Below are 25,572 nucleotides of genomic sequence, written 5' to 3'. Positions count from 1 at the left end.
CGATTGCACGCTGATGGTGTCGGCACCGAAACCGCCGACCACCACTTTGTCACCGTCGATAGCCGATACGCCGACACCCAGCTGCAACACGTCGTTGCCACCCTGGGCAATGCCGCTGCTGCTGACCGAGGCCAGCTTGCCGCTGCTGCCAAAGCTTACGTTGCCGCTATCGCCCAGCACCACGCCAAAGCCTTTGCCTGCCGTGACCTTGTCGGCGCCCTGGCCGGCAATCACCACGTGCTCGCCATGGGTCAGGGTGAGGGTATCGCCCGCGCCTTGTTCCGGCAGCAGGCTGCCCACGCTGATAAGCGCCTGGTTGCGGCCGCTGTTGCGCTGGATCTGGCCGTTATCGCCCAGCAGAACCGCATTGACCGAGGCGCCGTATACCGACAGCACGTCCTCGCCCATGCCGCCTACCAGCTGCGCCTCGCCCAGTTCGCCAGCAATCGCGCCGGTGGTGCCGATCTGCAGCGTATCGCCGCCACCGGTCACCGCGGTTTGATCCAGCGTGAGCACAGACAGCAGGCTAGCCGCCTGACGCGCTGCGTCGCTCTCGCCCGAGAACAGCAGCTGGGCGTTATCACCCACCAGGGTGCGGAAGGCGTTTTCGCTGCTATTGACCTGCACCACATCGCGGCCATAACCGGCCACGACGGTGATGTCGCCATCGCCCAGCGTGATCTGGTCATCGCCGCCAAAGCCGATATCGGTGCTTTCCAGCTTCTGCAGCTGCTGGCCACCGGCCGCGTCGAACACTACGCGGCCAGAATCGCCCAGCGCCAGCACGCGCTCTACCGCGCTGCCTTCGCGCACGGTTTCGGCCACGATACGGTCGTTGCCAAAGCCACCCACAATCAGCTTGTCGCCTTTACCGGTACGAATCTGGTCGTCACCACCCAGGCTGGTAGCCAGGCTGGATGCAGACAGTACGCCGTAGCCCAGCGGTTTACGGCGCAGCTCGCCGTTATCGCCAAACAGGATGTCCTGGCTGCGCGCTACGCTGCGTACCACGATCTGGTCGGCGCCCATGCCGCCAAACACCACTTGCAGCCCCAGATTGGTAGCCAGGTCTTTCTGACCCAGGCTGATCACATCGTCACCGCCGGTGGCCGTGATGGCGTCGGTGGTCACCACGTCGGTCAGGCCACTGCGGGTGTCGTAGCTGAAGCGGGCGTTATCGCCGGCCACAAAGCGGCCCTGGCTGCCCGCCAGGTTGTCTTGCAGGTCCAGGCCGGTCACGGTGGCCGGGTTGGCCGACTGCGGCAGACCGCTGGCGTCGATGTCGATCACGTCGGCGCCAATACCGCCAATCACGTGCTTGATACCGTCACGCAGCAGGATGCGGTCGGCACCGCCGATCACCGGGTCGGTACTCTGCATTTCGCGCAGGATGCCGTTACGCGCCACGCTGTCGTAGTTCAGCTCGCCGTTGTCACCCACTACCAGCTGCGCGCCATCGCGGGCGTACAGTGTGTCAGCGCCAAAGCCGCCCAGCAGCACCTTGCCACCGTCGCCGCTGGCCAGGATATCGTTGCCGCCCTTGTCGTTCACTGTGCTCTTCACTTGCAGCATCAGGTTGCGCTGGCCATTGCTGGCGTCGGCGGCGGTACGGTGGATTTCACCGTTATCACCCAGCAAGATGTCCTGGCTGGTGGCGGTGCCACGGCGGATCTCGCCGGTAACCGGGTCGATCTCTGCGCTCACCAGTACGGTATCGCTGCCCATGCCGGCGATCACCATGTTCAGGCCGATATTGCTGCTCATGCCGCTGCTGGCGATGGTTACCTTGTCATTACCACCGGTGGCGTCGGCCACGTCGGTGGTAACCAGGTCGGTCAGGCCGCCCAGGGTGTCGAAGCGGAAGATGGCGTGGTCGCCTGTCACGTAGCGGTAGTTGGCCGCAGTCGATGCTGCTGCGCTCACCGTGATGACGTCGGCACCCGCACCACCGGCCAGCACGGCATTGCCGGACTGCAGGCTGATGATGTCGTCGGCACCGGTGGTTTCACGCACTTGTGCTTCGACGCTTTGCAGCAGATGCGCGTCTTTCTTGGCTGTGCCAAATACCACCTGGCCGCTATCGCCCAGCACAACATTACGGCTAGCCGCTGCGTCATTGATGGTGACGCGGTCAGCACCGGCGCCAGCAATCACGACATTGCTGCCAGTACCCAGCGTGATGGTGTCGGCACCGCCGTTTTCGTCAAAACTGTTGCCCACGCTGGTTTGCGCGGTCAGCGTCAGGCGGGTGTCGGATTTCAGCGTAAAGCTGCCCAGATCACCCAGCACCAGGTTGTTGCCATTGCCCAGGGTAATGGTGTCCTGGCCCAGACCGCCCAGCACTACGTGGTTACCGTTCAGGCCCACGATGGTGTCGTTGCCGCCACCGCCGTTGGCCGACGATTGCGCCTGGCTGGCGTCGCCGTCTTTCAGCTCGCCACGGGCCTCAAAGGCCAGACGGCCAAAGTCGCCTACCACGGTGTCGTCGCCGCCACCGGTGTAGAAGCGGTCGGCGCCGCTGGAGCCCATCATCACGTCGTTGCCGTCGTTGGTATCCAGGCCACCAATCAGCACTTGCGCGCCAGACAGATCGCCCAGTTTGGCGTTCTGGATGGTGGTGCCGTACCAGGTCCATACCCGGCTTGGCAGCAGCTCCCACGCAGGCTTGCCGGACACCAGCTCGACCAGCTTGCCGCTGTCCTTCATTTTCAGGGTATCGGCTACCAGCAGGTCGTTGCCTTCCATGCCCACCAGCACATCGTTGCCACGCATGCCCAGGATCACGTTCTGGGTAGCATCGCCCACCAGTACGTCGTCACCGGCGCCACCGATCATGGTGTGGAAACCACGCACAGTGACCTTGGCCGCATCACTAGTAAAGCGGCTTTCCGACGGCACGTCCGCCAGCGGGCCTTTTACGGCTGCCGGGATGGTGTAGGCACGGCCGCTTTCATTGATGCGTACGCCACTGTTGTACTGCGACAGATCCAGGATATTGCGCGCACCGGCTTTTTCGGTACCGCCGGACACGCCCACACCGCGTGTCGGGCCGCCATAGATGCTATTGGTGATGGCCGCCTGGTTGGCAAACACGAATACATCGCTATTGCTGCCGCCAATCAGGTTTTCTACACCCAGGAAGCGGAACAGGCGGTCGCCAAACTTATTGTCGCCATTGGCCTTGCCGGTAGCGGTGTTGGTGATGACGCCTTCGTCCAGTGCTTCGTCAGCGGTAATCAGGCTGTCCAGCTTGGCCCCTGCCTCCTGGCCCAGGCTGGCCTTCTGTTCGGTCGCTGCTTCGGACACATTGCTCACATTGATGTGCAGCATGGCGTCTTCGGCCGACATATCAATGGTGTCATCCCCCTTGCCACCTACCACCAGGCCTACTTCGGTCAGCGCATCAAAAGACATACGGCTGCTGCCGGAAGCCACGTTCAAGCCGGCTGTATCCAGCACCAGGTCGGTGCTCACGGCAGAGAAGTCAAAGACGTTGGACTTGTCATCGCCGTCATCGTGCACCGTGGCACTGGCCCAGTTTTCCAGGAAGCGGTAGCTATCGCTGCCAACGCCACCGATCATCTCGGTGCTGCCGGCGCGGGCGATCAGCAAATCGTTGCCGGCATTGCCACGCAAAACAGTCGTACCGGTGCCGCCGATCAGGATGTCATCCACCTGGCCGCCGATAATCTGGTCTTTGCCCGCACCGCCAATCAGCACGGCACGGATGGATTTCAGGCCGCTGGCGTCGATAATGTCGTTGCCTTTGCCTGCGTAACCCAGGATGCGCTTCACGCCGGTATAGGTCTTGACGTACTCCACGCCGTCCAGCGTGGCGGTGATTTCGATCTCGCCCTTACCGATTTCCTTGATGACAAACTTCTCGTCGCCATCTTCGATATTACGGTTGATACGGTCTTTGGCCTGCTTGTTGATGTCGCTGCCGTAGGTGGCATCAATATCAATCAGGTTCGCACCGTCAAACGAGCCCATATGCAGCACCCAGGTGCCGTCGCCATTGTCGTCGGACGCCAGAATCGGCATGCACGGCGTCGGGGTCCATTCCAGCTTGAACAGCTCGATCTCGAAGATGGTTTCGTCGTACACGCTGATACCCAGCGCTTCGACATACACATCCATGAAGATGGACGCAGCCAGGCTGGCCTCTACCACGTTCAGCGGGTTGCACATCAGTGCATTGATGATTTCCTTGGCGCGGAACTTGCCATCATTGGCCCCCGGGCCTTCTTCATCCCAGAAGTCCAGTGCGCCCACCAGTTTCAGGCCTGCCTTCACCCCGGCGGACAAGACAAAAGCGTCCAGCTCACCGTAGATACCCACCTTGGCCGTCACTTCGATTTCAGGATAATCGATGCCACCGCGGATATTGTCGCTGACATAGAAGCCATCCAGGATGTCCAGCGCATTACCCGAGTCGATAAACTTGATGATCCCGCTGGTATCAAAGCCCAGCGTCAGGTTGATCTTGGCGTCCAGCGAGCCAAACATGCCCACTTCCACCCCCGGATAAACCATATTGCCCACGTTGATCTTCACCCCCATACCCAGGCTAGGCGGGGTATAGGTCACCAGATCTACCGGCTTGCCCATGATCAGGTCCAGCACCTTGGACAAGTCTTGCAGCAGCGGAATCTTGAACGCGTTGTTCGGGTTGTTCAGCTTGGCCAGGAAGCCTTTGGTGCCGCTGGCACTTGGCGTTTTCGCCGGTGTGCTGCCAGTACCACCCGTACTGCCACCGCTGGCCGCCGGGGCCGCTGCGGTTGGCTTGGGCGTATCCAGCGCCTTGTTCACGTCCTGGGTCTGGCCTTTGAGCGAGGCACCCTTGCGGCTGGAGGCGTCGGTCAGGTCGCCAGCCAGGTTGAACACGCGGCCAATCGGGATAATCAGCCCTTCGGCGTCCACCGGGATACTGTTGAACAGATCCACCATGGTGATAAAGGTATTGATGAACTCGATACGCTTATCACCTTTACCCAGGACGGTAGCCAGCTTCAGCAAGCTGTAGTCTTCGCCCGCCAGCTCGGACAAGCCTGGAATAGGCTTCTGCAAGCCATCGATAATCGGCTGCAGCGGCTTGGTAATCTGCTGAACCTTGCCGACGATCGGCCCCAGGAAGTCGCTGAAGAAGCTGCCGACATCAATACCCAGATCGGTAATCCACACCTGCGGGGAGGTGGTGAACAAGCTGTCGTAGCCTTTGGCATTGGCGGCCGGTTTCAGCCCCCAGGTCAGATGGAAGTCGGCCACCAGGCGCGGCAATACCTTGCTGCCCTCGATAGACAGATCCATCTTGAAGTTGGCTTGTGCCTTGCCCGTTACCTCCGAGACAAACAGGTCGCTAAACTTGCCGCGCGTCATCTCGCCAAAGGTGATGCGGCCATCGTTGCTGCCGGCACGGTCGATCATGTCGATGGCAAAACCGCCATGGAACCAGGTGCGCGAGCCGATATCACGGTCGCTGCTCAGGTCGAACAGGCCGCCTTCGCTGTTTTTGGTGAACGGCGTATCAACACTGGCATCCGGGCCCACAATCGAGTCGCCGTGGTCATCCACCAGCTTGCCTTGCAGGAAGAAGATCTTCGCTGTCATCGAGGCTGGTTTGGTGCTGTCTTTGAGCTTGGTCGCATCGGCAGACAGGGTCACGGTCTTGCCAGTGAACTTGTCACCACCAAACACCACCTTGTGGCCGGTAACCCGCTTCGTGGCGGAATCGATCTGCGCGGTGACGGTAATGCCTTCGTACGACTTACTCACCGCCTTGTTCAGCGCAGCCTGGATCTGGCTGGCAGAAGCGCTGCGGCCAATGGCTGCTGTGGTGTACGTTTTGGTGCCGTCAGTAAAGCTCAGGGTATAAGTACCCGCGTCACCCTTGGTAAAGGTAAAGCCGCTTTCCGTTGCACTATTGGTGACATCCAGCTGGCCACCGCCGCTGGCGATCAGGTAGGCATCAAAGGTGATGCTGATCTCTTTGACTGCTTCGCCCGGTGCCAGCGACCACGGGTTGCTAATGACAGGGTTGGCCGCAAGATAAGCCACCTCGTTGTCTGCCGCCACGTACTTGCCATCCGGCAGGCCGGCTTTGCCGGCCATATTGCTGACCAGGTACAGGCCATCGGTAGTGTTGACACCAAAGCCCAGGTAGAAGTCCCAGCCCAGGTCCAGCTGCACGCCGCCGTCCACTTCCAGCGACAAGCCTGGCAGACCCATATCGAACGACAGGTCGATATCGCGCGACAACAGGCTCTGGCCCAGATGCATACGGAACTGCAATGCTTTGGCTTCTTGCAGCGCATCGTGGCCGTCCAGAGTATTGACGACGTCGCCACCCTTCTTGTCGCCATTTTGCTTGTCTCTGGTACCGGCCAGCGTGTAGCCCAGGCGCGTGCCGTTGGCCACACCGGTCAGACCCATGGCCAGGAATTCCACCACGATATCGTCGGCGGTAATCAGGTTGTCGCCGTTGTAATCTTTCAGGAAGTTCAGGAACGGGTTGTCACCAGCCGCTTCACCTTTTTCCAGCCACTGGTCCAGCGATGCCGCCTGGATTTTGCCGTCGCCGTTGGTGTCGCTGGTAAACGCATCAAACAGCACGTGACGCAGCGCGTTGTCCATGCCGCCGTAGGTGGTGACGCTGCTGTTGACGAAATCGCTGATCTTGGCAATCACGTTACTGCGGAAATCACCGACAAACTGCGTGCCTTTTTTCAGCTGGCTACCAATCAGTGGCAGCGGCAGCGATGCCATGGCGTCCAGGCTCTTCTGGATACCTTTCAGCGCGTAATCGATGCCGTCAATAATGATGGACGGGTTGCGAATCAGCTGGATCAGCGGGTTTTTCAGCGCCATCACGCTGTAAACCTGGTCCAGGTTCGGCAGCTTGTAGTTGATGATCTTGGTATCGTCGTACTCGCCTGCAGTCTTGATCAGCGCCGAGCTCACCGACACGCCTTTAATCATGGCCTCGGTCAGCTTCTTCAGACTGTTGATGCGTACTTCGATATTGCCTACCTGGTAAGTACTTTCCAGGCCAGGAATCAGTTTCTGGCCCAGCTCCACCAGCTCGCTGTCCAGCTCCACGCTGGCAGGCAACAACACGCTGGCCTTACCATCGAAATCCACATCCAGGTTATTGAACAGCGTGCCGAACGGGCTGGCTTTCAGCTTGGCGGTATCGGCGGTGACCGTCACCATCTTGCCGGCCAGCTTGCTGCCGCCAAAGCGGATGCTGAAGCCGCCATAGTTGGCGTCCTCGCTTACCTCGATGCCGCTGTAGCTGGCATCCACCGCTTCATTCAGCTTTTTCTTCAGCGCCGTTGCACTGATATTCCACGCCAGGTCTCTGGCCACATACTGTTGACCGCCAGCGGTGAACGCCAGGTCGAAAGTCCCGCCGCTGCCGGCCACTACCGTTACACGCGCGACGGTAGCGGTTTGCACACCCGTCGGGTCTTTACCCGCGACAACCGGCACCACGGCCACGGCGCCCTGATGGGTCAGATTGCTGGTATTGGCGCTCATGGCAGCTACGGCCTTGCCAGCCAGACCACCCATAAAGCGCACGTCCCAGCCCTGGGCCAGGTTGCCCGCATTATGGGCAGCCACGCTCACCTCTACCGCCAGATCACCCACTTTCACCGCCGCCAGTTTGGCGTTCAGCGCGGCTGCCACGTCGGCGGCGCTGGCGTTCCAGGCAATATCGCCAGTGGTGTAGGTCTTGCCGGCAATATCTACCGACAGGGTAAAGCTGCCACCGGAACCGCTAGGCACGCGCACCCACTGGATGGTGTCCGCGCTACCCAGCGCTGCCTCGCCCTCTTTCAGAGCATGGGCGGTAGTCGTGATGGTTTTATTGGTAAAGCCTGTACCACTCAGATTCACCTTCCAGCCCTGGCTCAGGTCGGACGGGTTCACTGCCGTTACCTTGACGCTACCGCTCAGCGCTTGCGGGCCAAAGAACAGCGCTTTCTCCAGCAGCGCCTGCATGGCGTCCGCATCGTAACTACGGCTAAAGCTGTCGGTGTAATAGGTACTGCCACCGATCACCAGTTTCAGGCGGAAGGTTTCATCGGCGCTGGACGCCACATCATCAGCAGGCGGTACCAGCTTGATGGTCTTGCCGGCGTCACTGCTGGTAATGGCAAAGTTGGCCGCAGCATCCTGCCACTGCAGGGCCACGCTATCGCCCTGCTGCAGCACGCTTACCGCCACGGCAGACGACAGGTAATGGCGGCCATCGCCCTGGCCGGCGCTGCCTGCCGCTTCGTCCTTCAGGTACAGGCCGGCATGCGCCAGCACGCTGGCAATACCATTGCTGATCTTCAGCGACAACGGGCCCAGGCCAGCGGCAAAGTTCAGATCCTGACCGTTTACATCCAGGGTCAGCTGGGCAAAGGTGCCCGTGTCGTCTTTGTAGTCATTAGGCAACTTGCCGGCGTTGTGATCGAACACGAACAGCTCGCCGGAATCCAGATCCACACCCAGCGCGATATTGAGCATGGCGCTGGATTTTAGGCCGATCTTGGCGCTGCCACCCACGTCGGCCAGCGTGCTCACGGCCCCCATCAGCTGCTTCACGGTGTCGCCACCGATCAGGTCGCCCAGTTTTTCCAGGTCCATGGCCAGCGAGAAGTTCTGGTCGGCCAGCTTGATCACGTACGGGATGGTAATCGCCAGGGCATTGGTCTTGGCGTCGTAATCGATATTGATGCCGAACACGTCCGGGCGCGCCGGGTCGTAAATCGGCATGCCGAAGCTTTCCGACAGCACCTTGCGCAGCTCGGTCACGCCCTGGGCCGGGTTGCTGCCCAGTTTGTCCAGCGCGTGCGCCAGCGCGGATGCCACATCCAGCATGTCGTTGACGCTGCGGTCGATCAACGGAATGTTCTGGTTCAGGAAGGCAAAGCTGTTCATCTGGCCCAGCAGGTTGCCCACCATTTTCAGGCCGTCGATCAGCTGTACCCACGACAGCTTGCGGAAGCCCATCAGCACGTCGGCTCCGGTGACGCGCACGTCTACCGCGTCTTTCAGGCTGGTCACGCCTTTCCACACATCGACGATAGGCAGGCTGATATCGATGCTCGGGTTGGCGTCCGGCGGCAGCAGGTTCAGGCCGCCCGCGTCGACCTTGATGCCTTCAATGGTCAGGCTGGCGGTAGGCTGGGTGCCCACGCCGTAGGTGGAATCGCTAAAGGTAATCGGGGTGAAGAAATCCTTGATCAGGCTGCGGCCAACCACGCTCATGGCGGCGGCAGTCGGCGCAGTGAACTTCAGCACCGCATTTTGCTGCTCTACGCTGCCATCGAGCTTGTACAGGTCACCCAGCGTGACAAAGGTATGGCCTGCAAACGGGATGGTGGCCAGCGGCGGCACCTGTTTACCGGCCCAGGCCACCAATGCGGCGTTGATGGCGGCATTCACGTTGCTAGCCAGCATGGCCAGCGAGCTATTGTCGGTTGTCTGTGCTTTGTGCACGGTGACATCCAGCGCGATGGGCTTGCCGCCATTGACTGCCGGGTCGGTCAACGTCACACGCAGACCCACGTCCAGCGGCAGCTGGCCGCTAACCGGGTCGACCGCCAGGGCGGCCAGCGCTTTGCTCTGGCCAGCGGCCAGGCTGATATCACCCAGCGAGCCCAGCAGGCTATCGTTGCGGCTGCCTGCATTGAGCAGGTCGCTCACGTACACGCGGTCGCCGGCCTGGCCGGACTCGCCATTTTTCATCTGCACGTTGACACCGGCGTCGATGGCCGCCTTCATCTGGTCCATGCTGACCGAGACAAAGCCCAGCTTGCCGGTAGCGCTGAAGTCTTCTACCCCGGCCACGATCTTGCCGCCCAGCAGGGTATCTTGCAGGAACAGCGACACGCCACCCGACTTGTAAACTGTCCCCGGCTGGATACCCAGCTGGCGCACCAGCGGGTCGGTATCGGCCACGCGGAAGCTCAGCGTGCTGATGACCTTTTCCTGGGTAACAAACACGATGACCTTGCCCGTGCCTTTGGTCAGCACTTTTACTTTCAGCACTTCGCCCAGATTGCTGATGACCTTACCCGATGCCGTCACGGTGCCTTCCAGCGGGCCCAGTGTGGTAATGGCATTCAGCGCAGCCTGGATGTCATCCGCCAGGTTGTCTACCGAAGTATTGTTGGCAAAAGCCGACTTGTTGACCGCCACGGTAATGGCATTGTCTTTGGTCGTGGTGGTCATGCCAGCAGACGACTTATCGTCCGCGCCGTTGATGATCAGGTCAAAGGCGATGCTGTCCGACAGCTTGCCATCTGCAGGCGCGGCTACCGATACAGCGGCAATTTTCTTGCTGCCGGTCAGGCCCAGCACATCTGCCGCGGCATTGATGCTCTTGGTTTCGCTGCCCACCGTGACGCTGGCCGCCTGGCCAGACAAGGAAACCTCCAGCAGGCCAGTGCCGTACAGGTTAAGTTGCAGCTGTTTCTTGCCAGCCACGTCGACCAGGGCAAAGCGCGCCGACTGACCCAGCTTGTCGTAGCCGACCACGGCCAGCTTGCCATTGGCTTTGACTGCAGTGCCGTCAAGCAGCGCATTCAGGTCTGCCAGCAGGTCTTCCACACTGTTGTTGTCGGCCTGGCTGGCGGCAGTCAGCGTCAGCGCATAACGTTCGCCGTCGATATCGATGGTGAACTTGGCATCCACCGCCGGGTTGGTAGTGGCGTTGTAGGCAGCCCCCTGGTTGAACAGTACGCGGCCAACGTTGGCTACACCGGCACTGGCTTTGCCTACCAGTTCGGCCTTGCTCACGGTGCCACCTACCGCCGTGAAGTTTTCCGGGCGGTTGAAGTCCAGCCCGATAGTGGTAACAAAATCGATACCCGCATTCAGCACCAGCTTGCCCTTGGCGCTGAAGTCACCGACTGGTGACAGGTCGAAACCAAAGTCCAGCGGCACCAGTTGCTGCGGCATGGCCGGCGTGAAGCGCAGGTCGAACAGGAAGTCCATGGCCTGGGCATCAAAGCGGGCAGTCACATTGAAGGTTTCGCCTTTTGGCAGCAGCTCGTTGACGGCGTCTTGCAATACGGCGGCAAACTCTTCCAGCGTATTGAACTTCGGCCCGGTCTGGGTGCGCGCTTCCTGGCCAATGATATCCAGGCCCAGCAGATTCACCCCAGCGTAGCCCTTGTCACCGGCGGCCTGAGCCGCGCCCTTGAGCTGGCTGCTGTTGAGCAACAAGGTTGGCAGGTCTTCACCAGCCAGGCTGCCACCGTAAACAATGTCAAAGGTATCCGGCAGGCCGGCCACGGCAGTTACCGTCACATCGGCACCGGCAATGGCTTTCGGGCCGGTCGCAAAGGTTTTGCGCAAACCCAGCTCGATCAGCTTGGCCTGGCGGGTAGCCAGCGCTTCGGCAGCAGATTTGCCTTCAACCAGCGCGGCAATGGCCGCGTCGTCCAGGCCGGCCTTCTTCAGGTCGGCAATTTGCTGGTCTGCCCCTGCGCCGTAAGCAAACGGCTCGTTCAGCGTGTAGTACTCGTTGCCTACGCGCTGGGAGAAACCATATGTACCCCCTACCGCATTGCTGATAGTCAGGCGCTGCACTTCGTTTTTGGCCACGCTGCTGGCGGTGGCGGCGGCACCCTGTTGCAGGGTGTAGGCCACCATCTGCGCGCCCGGGTTGGCACGCAGGGTCGGGTAGCTGGCGGTGAAGGCCGGCTGCGAGCCCTTGGCCATATTACCGGCAAAGGTAATATCGAACGCACGGGTGCCTTCCGGCACGCGCGTGCCAATCGGCTGGTTCATCACCGACACGGCAACGGTCACGCTACCGTCAATACCGGCCTTGCTGAATTCACTATTGATAGCGTCTTGCAGGGCGCTGGCGGTGATATCCACGGCCAAGCCGTTGATGTCCACTTTCTTACCGGTCTTGTCGGTAAAGTGCAGCTCGAACTGCGACGCAGCGCCTACCGCTGCGTTCACAATGCGCACGCGCTGCACTTCGGCTACCTGGGCGGTACCCGGGGTAACTACGTCAATGGACACGCCAGCAGACGGACGAATGGCAAAGTACTCGAAATCGTCCACATTCACCGGCTTGAACTGCAGCTTGCCCCAGGTAATGCCGCCGGCTTTGAGCTGCGGCTCGATCGCGCTGACCTGGATCATGGCCGCCGATACGGCCTTGGCCTTCACCTTCTCTACCGTGGTGTCCACGGTGCGGGTCAGCTCGACGCCGGCCATTACCTGGCCAGCCAGCTCGCCGGTGAAGGTAATCAGCCACTTGCCGTCCTGGCCGGCCACACTCACATTGCCGGCACCCACGCCCTCCAGGCTGCTCAAGGCATCCTGCAGTGCTACGCGCACTTTTTCGTGATCAAAACCGGTAATGGTGATGGTCTTGCTGGCCGCGGTACTGCCCGCCAGCTTCACGCTGAAGCTTGTTACCCCACTGGCAGCGGCTTGCAGTGCCAGCTCCTGTACCGGGCTGAACACCAGCTCCGGCACGTCGCGGCCGGACAAGCGGCCCTGGAAGCTGATGGTCCATTTTTGCGGCTCACCCGTCACCACCACGTTGCCGGTACCGATATCCGGCATGGCTTCCAGAATGGCTTGCAGCTCTTTGGCTGTGGCCAGCGCGGAGAACGTAGCCGACAGCGCACCGTCGCCCAGCTGTACGCGCATCAGGCCACTGGATGCGGCCAACACTACCTGCTGCACTTCGCTGCGGAAGCGGCCTTCCTGCACCGACGCCAGGGTCACGGTCGGGTTCTCGGCATGGTTCAGGTTACCGACTTGCAGCTCGGCCAGCTCGACACCGGCCAGGCTACCGCCAAAGCTCACCTTCCAGGCGCCGCGCTCGGCCAGCGATACGCCCAGCTCTATGCCCTTGATGTCGCCCAGCTTGGCCGTACCGGCCGTTGCCGCCAGCAGCTGGCTGCGGATATCGCCCGAGCCCATATTGCTGTTGAGCGTGCCGGTGGTGTAGGTCTTGCCATCGTGCGTGAACGACAGGGTGAAAGTAGCCGTCTGGTCAGCCTTGGGGTTCACGGCAACGGTTTGCACCTCGCCACGCTTGTTCACGCCCGGTTTGAATTCGATCAGTTCCACGCCGCGCACGGCACCGGCCGGCACATAGCTGCCCGACTTCAGGCCGCCAAAGTAGACGGTCATGTCCGGGATGTTCTGCTGGGCGTAGCTACCCTTGAAGGTAATCTTGAATTTCGGCGCCGAGCCGTAGTTGGCTTTTTTGCCAGTCGGGTCCAGCGGGTCTTTCTGCGGGAAGCTGACCTCCACATTACCCTTGCCCACGATGCCTTCCAGCGCCTGCTGGATAGCCAGCGCCTGGGCGTCTACCGCGTTGTTCAGGTAACGGATAGGGCCGGTTTTCTTGCCGTACAGCTCCAGCTCGAAGGTGCCGCGCTCGTAGCCGGTAAAGGCCAGGACTTTCACCTCGCTCACGCCCACGCTATGCGACAGCGTTTCGCTGACCGCGGCCGTGGCTGCAGGCGAAGCAGCAAACACTACCGACATGGCATTGACGCCGCCGACGTCCATCCCGGCTTTCAGCCCTGTCGGGGCATTGCTGGTAAACGTGATACGGAAGCCGTTGCTGCGGTCGCCGCTGACCGCGATATCGCTGGCATTCTTGCCGGTGGCCGTGGCCATGGCTGTACGGATATCGGCTTGCAAAGCAGCAAGGTCTTTATTGGCCAACAGGGTAAAGCTGGCTGCAACACCGCCGGCAGCAGGGATCGTGACGACGCCCTCGCGCAGGCCAGGTTTGAACAGCACGCTCTTGGCATCGCCGCTTACCGGGGTAATCAGGCCTTCAACGCGCTCCTTGGCCATGAAGGCCTTGCCGGCCAGGCTACCGGTGAATTCGATACGGAAACCGTCGGCGCGGCTGCCGCTGACTTTCAGGTTGGCCGCATTGGTAGCAAACACCGTGGCAACTTTGGTCTGCAGCGCGCTGGCAATGTCGGCGTCGCTATCGCTCGCCCCCAGCGTGACAGTCGCCGTAGTGCCATTGCCCACGTTGGTCAGGGTCAGTGTGCCGCTGGCGGTGCCGACATCCAGCAACAGCACCGCGTTGTCGGCCTGGCCACCCTGCTGCAGCTGGGTCACCTTGGCGGCATCGCCGGCAGCGCTTTGCTGGCTGCCCTGGGTGCTGCTATTGCTCTGGCCTTCGGTTACCCACACCGGCAGGCTGTTGTTCAGTTTCAGCGCGCCGTTCATGACCTCGGCCACTTTGCTGTTGATCAGCTCGGCCAGCTCGTTAATGCTCTTGAAGCCAACAGTTTCGGCGGCCTTCACCGTCACGGTGTACTTGCTCGACACCGCATCGCCCGGGCGTTTGAGCACCAGGTCGAACGCCACATCGTCGGCCAGCACAGGCGAAATGGCCTTGGTGGCGGTCAGGTCCATGGCGGTGATGCCTTGCAGGCGCTCGTTCAGCACCTTGGTCCAGCCGTAGCCAAAGTCAAACACGTCACCCAGGTCGGCACCGCTGAACGGCACCTTGATGTCGAACAGATCGGAGTCGCGGAACTGGTTGAGGAAATCGCCCACATTCGCCAGCAGCTGCACCATCTGCGCCGGCGTCATATTGGACAGGCTGGCCAGGTTGGTGAAGTTTTCCTTGCGGATAATCGGCGTGGCGGTCTTGATGTCTGCCAGGTCTAGCGGGGTGTCTTCGGTGCCCCACTCCACCACCACCTTCGGGTTGGCCCCGCCGGTGAGTTTGGTGAGGTCGCCGCCAAACAGGTTGGCCTTGATCGGCAGGTCGGCCACGGCGTACACGTCGGCCTTGGCATTGATCTGTTCGCCCAGCTTGCTGAGCTTGTTAAACGCTACACGCTCGCCATTGCGGCTGTCGTTACCGGCTTCCGGTGTCAGGCCGGCACTGGCATTGGCCTCGAACTTCATGGTGCCGTTGTCGACCTGGCCATCCAGAATGCCCAGCGACACGCCAGCGTTGAAGTTCTGCATATTGGCGCTGGCTTTGGCCGAAATCTGGTTGGCCTGCATGAACAGGTTATCGCCTATGTTGGCCGCATCGTTCAGGCTGGTGAAGTTAAAGCCAAACGACAGGTCCAGCTTCACCTCGGCGGTCAGGTCAAGATCACCGCTACCCTTGAGCTTCAGGCCAAGATTATCCAGCCCGGCACCCAGATTGAATGGCAGGCTGGTGGTCTTGCTCAGGTCCAGCTTCAGGTCCAAGCGCAGCTCCTTGCTGCCGCCCTCGCGCTGGGTACGTACGGCAGCGTTGACAGGGTTACCGTTTTTGACCAGCTGGTTATCCGACACGGTCAGTGCCGCCACATTGATAGCCGCCAGGCTGCCGGCAAAGGTCACCTGGTAGCGGCCATCCAGCTGCACCACATCCACCTTCAGGCCCGCCAGCTCGCCGCTGCCGCTACTGGCGCGCAGCAGGGCGTCTTTCACGCTATCGGCACTGGCGTTATAAAGAATGGCACCCGTGGTATAGGTCTCGCCACCATGGGCTAGCGCCAGCCTGAAGCTGCCACCGCTTGCACCGCCCAGATCGACAATCTGCAGCTCGTTACTACCCTGCAGCTCCAGACCGCCACCGATGGTGAACGGGCCGGCTTGCGTTTCGCCGTACTGGTTGGGGAACAAAGACTGCAGGCCGCTATAGTCACCCGTCGCCGCCAGGTAGTCTTTCATCTGGCGAATCAGGCCGCTATAGGTATGAGGCCCGTCTTTCTTGTAGTAGTCGTCCAGCACCGAGATGCGCTGGTCGCCCTCTACGCGGCGGAACGACAGCACATCGCCCAGCTTGCGGCCATCTTCGCTTTGCATGATGCCGCCCAGGCTCTTGCCCACCAGCGGCAGGTTGCCGGACATGAAGCCCATGCCATCCAGCGAGCTGCCGATATTGGCAGCCTGGCCAAAGATATTGGTCAGATTTTCTTTGACGCGGGTATCGTCGATGCTTACATCAAAGAAGAACTGCGGCGTGAGCTTGCCCTGTACGATTTCGGAACGGATGGCCAGTGTCGGGTTGCCGAACATGCCCATCTCGACATTAGCCAGCTTGGCATCAAAGGTAAAGTTGCCTTCCAGCGAGGCGGCCGGAGTTACGGCAAACAGGCTGCCGATAGTCTTGCCCTGGCCCGATAGCGCGGCCAGATCTTTCAGCGTGATACGGCCTTTGCCATCGCTGTTATCCGGGTCGGTTACCACTACCTTGGCGGCGGCTTTGACAGCAAAATCACTGTCTTTCAGGCTCACACCGGCCAGATCGCCAAGCAGGCTGACATTGGCCTGCAGCGCATAAACATTCAGTGCTGCACCGGCATCGAAGCGATTGACGCGGAAGTACATGTCGGCATTGGTCGGTACCGGCAGGTTCAGCGCATTGTTGCCGCTCTTGGTGCCTACTGCCAGGCCGGCTTCCATGTCCGCATGCAGTACCAGGCGGCCAATGGCGGTACCGCTGCCACTGAAGTTCGCCAGCTTGGACAGTGCATCGTTTGGCAGGCCCAGCTTGACCAGCTCGAACTGTTTCTCCAGGCTGCGGTCCAGGTTGATCTTCACCCCCAGGCCCAGGGTAATTTCATTGCCGGTGGTATCAAACATCGGCAGCACGGCAAACTCGGGGCCGCTGACATCGCCAGCGAAGACCTCATCCAGTACCACCGCATCCATGTCCAGCGTGGCCAGCTTGCCCGCTACGGCGCCCACCCAGGCGTCGGCCTTGTTGAACATGGCCTTGGACGCCGACAGCACCCAGTCCAGCAGGCCGGATAGATCGATGCCGCGCAGATTGGCGCCGTCGAAATTAAAGCCTTTGAAAGACGGCGTGGCAAAGCTGATGCCCTTGAGGTTGGCAAACGACAAGTCCAGCTTGCTGAAGTCGAACACGATATCCGGCAGTTTCAGGCCGGACAGGTTGACCGATGGCAGCTTGAAGCCCTGGAACAGCTTGCCCAGCCAATCGTTGGCATTGCCAGGCTTGGTCACACCTGCCGGCCAGCTGATATCGTCAAACAGCGTGCGCAGGCCGCTCAAATCCAGCCCGCTGAAATCGGCAAACGAGAAATTGATCTGCGGCAGCTTCAGGCCCAGGTCAAACTCCAGCTTCTGCAGCTTCACTTTCAAGCCGAGCAGGAACTCCCCTACGTTCAAGGCACCCGCAAAGCGCGCGCCGCTGAAGTCCGGCAAATCGCCAATTTTAAAGAAGCCCCAGCTGGACGGCAGCGTGAAGCCGCTGAAATTGAAACCGCTGAAGTCCACATCGCGGAAAATACCGGTCAGGCTTGGCCACTTGTCGGTCTTAAAGCTCAGGCCGGACCAGATACTGCCAGCCCAGTTGGTGTTGATGTTCAGCACCAACTCGCCAAACTTCAGATTGGCCAGATTGGCAAAGCTCAAGTCGATATCGGACAGGTTCAGCTTCAGGCCGCTGAAATCCAGGCCGGACAAGTCCCAGCCCTTCAGCGATAGCAGACCATTTAGCTTGAAGTCGAAGTCCAGTGAAAGGTCGACTTCAGGCATATCGATCAGCCAGCTTGGCAGGGTCAGGCCGCTGCCGGTGCTGTTAAAGAAGAAGCCCTTGCCACCAGTAAACTTGAAGATGCCGGAGAAATCCACGCTCGGCCAAACCACGTCTACCGCGAACACACCCTTGAGGTTGATGCTGCCCGCAAAGGTAATACCGGTGAAATTCACCCCGCGCAGGTTCACGCCGGACCAGTCAAAGTCTTTGATGGTCAGGTTCTTGAACACCGAGAAGTCGATGAACGACAGGTCCCAACCCTTCCAGTTGTAGCCCTGGCCATCCAGGGTGACATTGCCTGCACCCAGGTAAATCACTTTCTCGGACAGCTTGGTACCGAATACCGCCTTCACGGTACGGTCCACCACCATGCCGTCCAGGAAGGTATTGTTGTCGTAGCTGGCCCAGGCAAAGCTGGCGCCAATGGCCAAGGCGTTTTCCAGACGGGCGCCAGACAGGTCGGCGCGCGCCAGGCTGGCATTGCGCAGGTTGGTCTTTTTAAGGTTGGCCGTTTCCAGCAGTGCACCGCTGAGGTCGGCACCGGACAGGTCTTTACCTTCCAGGTTGGCAGCGCTCAGGTTGGCATTGGCAAAGTTGACACTGCGCAGGTCGACTGTTGTCCAGGTAATGCCGGTGAGGTCTGCACCGTCGAAGCTGGCACCACGCAGCGATGTCTTGGCGTCAAAAATCGCGCCTTGCAGGTTGGCGCCGCTAAAGTTCACGCCATCCAGGTTCAGGCCGCTGAAGTTGGCACCACTGAGGTTGGCACCACTAAAGTTGTAGCCACGCAGGCTGCCCTGCTTGGTGAAATCATGGTTAGCCAGGTCTTCGCCGGACCAGTCACGGCGGTTGGCATCCAGCGGCAGGCCAAACTTCTTGGCCAGCTCTTTCTTCAGGTACTGCGTAGCCTCGCGCAGGGTTGGCCAGCCGGTTGTCTTGCCCTGTACAGCCGTATCGCTAAAGGTGTACTGGTCGAAGAAGGTCTGGGCGGCGGTTTTGAGCGCAAAGACCTTGATATCGACCGCATCACCGCTATCGGTGTCAAAGCCCAGCAGTTCGTTGATGCTCTGGCCCAGGCCGGGCACCTTGTTGTTCAGCAGGCCCACGCCCAGTACGTTCTGGTTGGCGGTGCTGTCTACCTTGTCCAGCACTTCCAGCAGCTTGTCACGCAGGGTTTCGGTCAGGCGCACGTCCAGCGACGCGTCGGGGCGCTGCAGTACCAGCTTGCCGGTGGTGGCGTCCGGTTTGAACAGCACCGGCGCTTCCAGGTTGATAACCGGCAGGCCGAAATCGTTCAGGTTAAAGCCCTGGCCCTTGGCGTTCAGCGTAATGGCGCCGGACAAGCTGGCGATGCTGTCGCTATGGATCAGGCCGGCCAGGCCGCCTTGGGCTGCCGCGATTTCGGACAGATACACACGGCCTTTGCCATCGCGGTTGTCCGGGTCGTCCAGCACGGCTTTCACGGCCGCTTTCAGGCTGATATCGGCTTGTTCGATACCCACGTCCAGCAGGCCCGCCACATTCAGCAGCGCCTGCAGGTTTTGCAGCTGCAGCTCGGCCTCGGCCTGCAGACGGTTTACGTTGATATAGGTTTGTACCTTGTCGGCACTCGGCAGGGTGATGTTGGCCGCACCGCTGCCCTTGGTCACGCTACCCAGCACCACGCCCAGATCGATATCGGCGGCAGCCTTGATATCGGCCAGCGCGGTACCGGACAGGGCAAACTGCGGCAGCAGCTTGCGCGCGGCTTCCGGCAGGTCGCTGCTGCCCAGCGCAAAGCCCATGGCAACCTGACGGTTCAGGTTGATCTGGAAGTTCAGCGCAATGCGGATTTCGGTACCGCTGGTATCCAGCGTACCGCGGAAGTCAAACAGCGGGCCGTCGTACAGGTGGGCGCTGGATGTTGCCTCGGCGGCTTTTTGCACGCCAGCCCATTTGCTTGCCCCGACAAACCAGCGGGTATTGCTATCGTTCAAAGCGCCTTTGGCGCTGGCTGGCGTGCCACTTACCAGTAACAGGTTGGCCGCACGCAAGTTGGCCAGCGAGAAATCTGCGCCATTCACGGTGGCACCTTGCAGGTTGGCACCCGCCAGGTTCAGGCCACTGAAGCTGATATTGGACAGGTTCAGGCCAGAGAAGTCTGCCCCGGCAAAGATGCCTTTCAGCGTGGCTGGCAGGCTGACCAGCGGGTCGCTGCCATTGGCGGCCACGGCGGCCAGGCCACGCAGGTCGGCCTGGCTGAAGTCGGTTTTGTCGCTCAGCGTTGCACCCGCCAGACGGGCGCCGGCAAAGATAGCGCCTACCAGGCGCGTGCCGGACAGGTCGACACCGTTAAAGTCGATGCCGCTGAAATCGTAGCCGGACAGGTTCAAGCCGGCCAGCGAGGTACCCTGCTTGATCACCAGGGCACTGCCGCTGGCGGTGGCAGGCACGATGTCGGTTTTGGCAAACAGTGCGCCGTCCAGCTTGGTCGCCGCGGTAACGGTGGCGCTGGCCAGGTCGGCACCGGCCAGATAGGCGCTGCTGAGGTCTGCCCCGGTCAGGTTGGCCGCACCGAATTTCACGCCATACAGGTTGGCCGCTACCAGCTTGGCGTTGGCCAGCTTGATGCCGGACAAGTCCAGACCACTGAAATTGAAGCCGCTCAGGTCAAAGCTGCTCAGGTCGGCCGCGCCGGTTACCGGGTCCAGGTCGATGGCGGTACCGGTAGCACGCAGCAGCTCGGCCGGCAATACGCCGCTAAACAGTGCATTGGCAATACTGGTCTCAAGGGATACCACGCTATCGGCAAAGCTGGCGCCCACCAGCGAAGCTTTATCGAATACGGTAGTGCTGATGTCGGCCAGCTCGAAGTTGGCCGCACGCAGGTCCAGGCCGCCCAGGTTCACACCTTTGAGGCGCGCGCCGCTAAAGTTCACCCCTTCCAGGCGCGCTGCACCGGCTTTGCCGCTGCTGCGATCCACGCTGCCATCGGGTTTACGGCTGGCAAACACGGCAAAGCTCAGGTTGGCGCCGGCAAAGGTTGCGCCGGTGAGGTCGGCGCCGCTGAAGTCGGCGCCAGTCAGGTCGGCACCGTTAAAATTGAAACCGCGCAGGTTCAGCCCGGCAAAGTTGACGTGGGCCAGGTTTTTGCCCGACCAGTCGCTTTCGCTGGCATCGAAATCAATCGCTACTTTTTCCGACAGCGCCGCATTCAGCGCGTTGACCAGGCCCAGCAAGGTGGCCGTTTGGGCTTGCGCCGGGGGCGTAGCCGCCAGATTGGTCTTGGCAAAGTAGGTGTTGGCCGCATCACTCAGGTTCAGCAAGCGGTTGAAGAAGGTGCTGCCCGGGTCGGCGCTTTTGTTACCAAACAGGTCCGACAGGCTCTTGCCGATACCCGGCAGTTTCACCGACAGGAAATCCGGGTTGAAGGCGCCCTCGCCGGCCGCCTTCAGCTTGTCCAGTACGTTGAGCAGCTGGGTTTTCTGCTCGGCAGACAGATTCACGTCTACGCTTACCGACGGCGACTGGTACACCACCAGGCCTTCGTCGCTGATGCGGAACAGCTGGTCGGTATTCAGTTTGATAAACGGCGTGCCGATCAGCGCGCTAAGGTTGGCATTGCTCAAATCCACGCTCACGCCAAACGAGGCGTCCAGCTTGGTAGACGGCGTCAGCGTAACCAGCTTCTTCCACCAGTCACCCGGGTTGGCCGCTTTCAGCGCCGCCAGCTCGCTCCAGCGCAGCAGACCCTCACCAGACGGGCCATTCAGCGACATGCGCCCGCCCACAGCCAGCGAGAACTGGCCATTGACCAGGCTGGCATTGCCCAGGTTGGCCAAGCTGATGCTGGCGGTCAGGTCGGCTACAGCCAGCGAGGCCGCCGCGTCCAGGCGGTTCAGGCGGAAATACGGGTCCAGCGAGGCGGGTAGCGGCACATTCACCACGCCGGCCACGTTTTTGTCCAGCAGGCCGATACGCGCGCCAATGTCGAAGTTCAGCGCAAACACCGCACGACCCATGGCCGTACCGCTGACGTCGAACACCGGCAGCATGCTGTTATTGACCAGGTCGGCCGTGCTGAAGTGGAAGGCCGCCTCGAAGCTGCGGTCCACATTGGCCTGCAGGTTCAGGCGCAAATCCAGCGCATTGCCGTTAAAGCTCAGGCCACCGGAGAAGGCAAAAGACGGGCCATTGGCACCGGTAGCCAGAATGTCTTGCACCACCAGCTGGTTCATGCTGTTGAGCATGTCTTTGCTGAACGCCGAAGGCAGCTTGGTCAGCGCATCGAAAAACGCCTTGGCCGCGCTCTTGACTGCGCCGACTACACCACTGAAATCCACGCCGGACAGCAAGGCGCCATCGAGCTTGAGGTCGGCCAGCGACACATTGCGCAGGCTGGCAAACGACAGGTCGACGCCGCTGAAATCCAGGCCGGACAGGTTGGCGCCGCTAAAGTTGACGCGCTTGAAGCCGGCGAACTTGAAGGTAGTCAGCGCCGACAGGCCGGACAGGTCCACGCCACTGAAATCGGCACCGGTAAACAGGCGCTTGATGCTGGCAGACAGGCCGGAGAACAGACCGGCCAGGTTGCTGGCACCGGTAAAACGGGCACCGGACAGGTCCAGCACCAGGCTGTCGAAACTGATACCGCTAAAGTTCAGGCCGCTGAAATTCACGCCACGGAACTTGCCCAGCAGGCTACTGATGCCGGACAGGTCGATACCACGCCAGTCGGCCCAGGAAAAATCGGTATTGATGGTAAATGTAGCGCCGCCCAGGCTGGCACCACCAAAATTCACGCCGCGGAACAGCGCATTGCTAAAATTCTTGCCGCTGAAATTCAGGCCGGACAGATCCCAGCCGCTGAAATTGAAACCGGTAAAATCGGTGGTGGTCTGCCACAGCTTGAAGCTGCCGATGCCGCTAAACGACAGGTTGATATCGGAAATCAGGTTGTCCAGCTTGGTCAGCGCATCGGTCAGCACGCTGCCCCATTTCACCTGCCAGCCAAAAGCACCGCTCAGGTCAACGCCCGACAGATTGGCGCCGTCGAAGGTCACGCCGCGCAGGTTGGCGCCCGCCAGCTTGAAGCCGGACAGGTTGACACCGGAGAAATCGATACCGGACAAATCAAAGCGTGACCAGTCCAGCTTCAGCGCGGACAGATCCAGCCCCCACTTGAGCTGCTTCCAGCCGCTATTGGCACCAAACAGGCTGCCCAGGTCGATATCGCTGATCAGGTTGGTGACATTCGGCAGCGACAGCTGCGGGAAACGCACGCCCGCCCAGTTCACGCCAAACGCTGCGGCACCGGTGAAATTCACGCCGCCGATGCTGGCACCGGCAAAGTTCACCCCGCGCAGGTCCAGGCCGGCAAAGCTCACGCCATCCAGCCAGGCACCGCTGAAATTCACACCACGCAAGGTGGCCAGGCTGAAGCTGGCGCCGTTCAGACGGGCACCGCTAAAGTTGATACCGCTCAGGTCCAGGCCGTTGAAACGCGCGCCGCGCAGGTCGGCACCGCTGAAGTTCATGCCGCGCAGGAAATCCAGGCTCAGGCCCTTCAGCGATGCAAAGGCGGCAAAGTCAAAGCCGGCCAGGCTCTTGCCGGACCAGTTGAACTGGCTGATGTCAAAGCTCTTGCTGAACAGGCTGCTGAGCTTGGCCGACAGGCTGGCTACCAGGCCACGGATGCTGGGCAGGCTGCCGCCGGAGAAACCATCGAAATAGGTTTTGGCCGCGTCTTTCAGGTTGAATACGCCACCGATACCGTTAGCCGCACTGGTGCTGCCTTCGTTCAGCAGCTCTGCCAGCGACTTATCGACGCCAGGGATTTTCTGGTCAAACAGGCCGAACGGCAGCTTCTCGCCCAGCTCTTTGGTACCGCCCAGCATGTCCAGAATGGATTGCTGTACCTGGGCGCTGAGCGATACATCCAGCGAAACCGAGGGGCTGGTCACGCTGACTTTTTCGCCGCTGACCACACGGAACAGCTCGTCGGTTTCCAGAATCAGCGTCGGGGTGCCATAGGCCGACAGGTTGAAATTACCCAGCGTGGCGTTCAGCGGCAGCACGGCGTTCAGGCGGCCGGTGGCATTCACCTTGAAGCCGCTGCTGATCACGCTGCTGTCCAGCTTGGCCAAAGGCAGGCGGCCTTGCTCGTCGCAGAAGCCTTCGGCAAAGCGCAGCTCAGTACGGCAGTTCAGATCGATGCTGCCATTGCTCACGGCCACGGCAGCAGCACCGCTGCCAAACACCTGGCGCGACAGACCAACGGTAGCGTTAACGTTACGCGCCGCCAGGTCCAGCCCTACCACCAGCGGGGCAACGCGCAGGAAAGCGGCCCCGCCCAGGTTGCCGGTCAGGCCGGACAAACCGGCCAGGTTCAGGCCGATATCCACCTTGCCGCGCAGACCCAGCACCGCGTCCAGCTCGGACAGGGCATCGATGGCAAAGCCGGCTGCGGCCAACTTCTGGCCGATGTCCTGCGACAGCGCCGGGTTGACTTTCAGCGTGCGGGTGGCGTCGAACTGCAGGCTCAGGCGCAGCTCGCTCCAGTCGCCAGCCAGTACCGCGCTGACGGTAAACGGGCTACCGGCCACGCCGCTGTTGATTTCGTCTTGCAGCGCGCTGGCCAGGCTACCCAGATTGGTGGCACTGGCGATGGCCGCTGCGGCTTTGTCAAAGCCCAGCACCTTGCCCAGGTTATCCAGCACACCCGGCGTGGCGGACAGCGCGCTGCCCAGCAGCTCGCCCAGGGTTTTGTCCAGCAGCGGAATCTTGTTTTGCAATTGCGGCAGGTTCACCAGCTGGGCAGCGGCTTCGTTCCACTTGTCCATGGCCTGGCTTAGCGCAGACTGCGCCGATGCGCCCAGCGAAATATCCCCGCTGAACTGCTCTACCTTGTCGACGGTAAAGCTGTTGGCGCCCATGGTGACCACGGTTTTGCCGCTACCGTCTTTACTCAGGCCGGCCTGCCCTTTGAGCTCTACGATGTCCTGCGCGTCGTTACCGGCCGTGATGCTGGCCACGCGGCTGGCGTCTTCGATAATGAAACGGTTGCTACCCTGCCCACCGATCAAGTGCAGGCCGGCACCGCCGGTAATGTTCAGCGTGGCGGGGCGGGTGACGTCGGCGTAACGCACGGTCAGGCCGCTCTGCCCTACGGTAATCACCAGATCACCGGCCACCTGGCTCAGGTCGACGGTGTCGCCATCGGCCACGGTGATATTGCTGTCTTGCAGGCCATTGGCTACCGGGTGGCTGGCCAGCACACCCAGATAGTCCAGCGTGCTCAGCGCAAACAGCGGTTTTACCTGCAGCTGGCCAGTGGCCATTTCCAGCAGCCAGTCGGCGCCTTGGGCCGGGTTGCCGGTGAGGTCGTCCGAGGCAGCCACGTCGGCGCCGGTGACGCGCGACAGTGCCTCGACAAAGGCGGTACCGCGGCTGCCTTTGGCTACATCGCAGCCGTACAGCAGTACGTCGGCGCCGGTAGCCAGTGCATTGCGCCAGCCCAGCAGCGTCTCGGCGCGCTCGGCCAGATTCATGTCGTCCAGCACGCTATTGCCCAGCTGCAGCGAGGCTTCGCTACCGTGGGAAATCACGTGCACGGCACGAATACCCTGGTACTGGCGCAGCCAGCCGCTCATTTGCTCCAGGCCGTCACGGCTGCTATCGAGCACCACTACCTCGAGCTGGCCAGGGGCGCGGCCTTCGTCCGGGCGCGATACCACCTGGGCCAAGAGCTGTTCGTAGTTGTCTACCGCGGGGTCAACAAACACTACCTCGTTTACCGTCTGGCGCAGTGCGGCGTGCTGGCCAGCCAGGCTGCCGGCGAACTGGCCCAGCAGCAGGTCTTGCGGCACCACAATGGCCTCGTGCTCTTGCTGCTGCGGCGTAGGCGGCAGCACCAGACCATCCGCCGACAGCAACAGCCGCGGCTCTACCTGTTCCACCAGCAAGCTTGGCTGGCGGCCAACCTGGCGGCCCCGCCCACCCGCCGGGACGTTCAGCAAGGAACGAATCCACAGGGCAGGATTACGGCCAGTGTGCGGTTTTTTCTTAGGTTGACGGCTCAT

The 25,572-nt window shown here is 61.1% G+C and carries 1 protein-coding gene (running past one end of the window); it reads right to left on the bottom strand.

Going from position 1 to position 25,572, the window contains the following annotated elements; all coding sequences use genetic code 11:
• Positions 1 to 25,572 carry the 5' portion of a VCBS domain-containing protein gene (locus LCH97_RS01755; protein ID WP_227303089.1) on the bottom strand. 3,783 nt of this gene lie to the left of the window's left edge, so only the first 25,572 of its 29,355 coding nucleotides appear in the window; it begins with the start codon at positions 25,570 to 25,572; its stop codon lies beyond the left edge, outside the window.

Source organism: Vogesella sp. XCS3 (assembly GCF_020616155.1).
GTDB lineage: Bacteria > Pseudomonadota > Gammaproteobacteria > Burkholderiales > Chromobacteriaceae > Vogesella.
The sequence above is the reverse complement of the archived record's forward strand: the minus strand, read 5'-3'. Positions and strand labels throughout refer to the sequence as shown.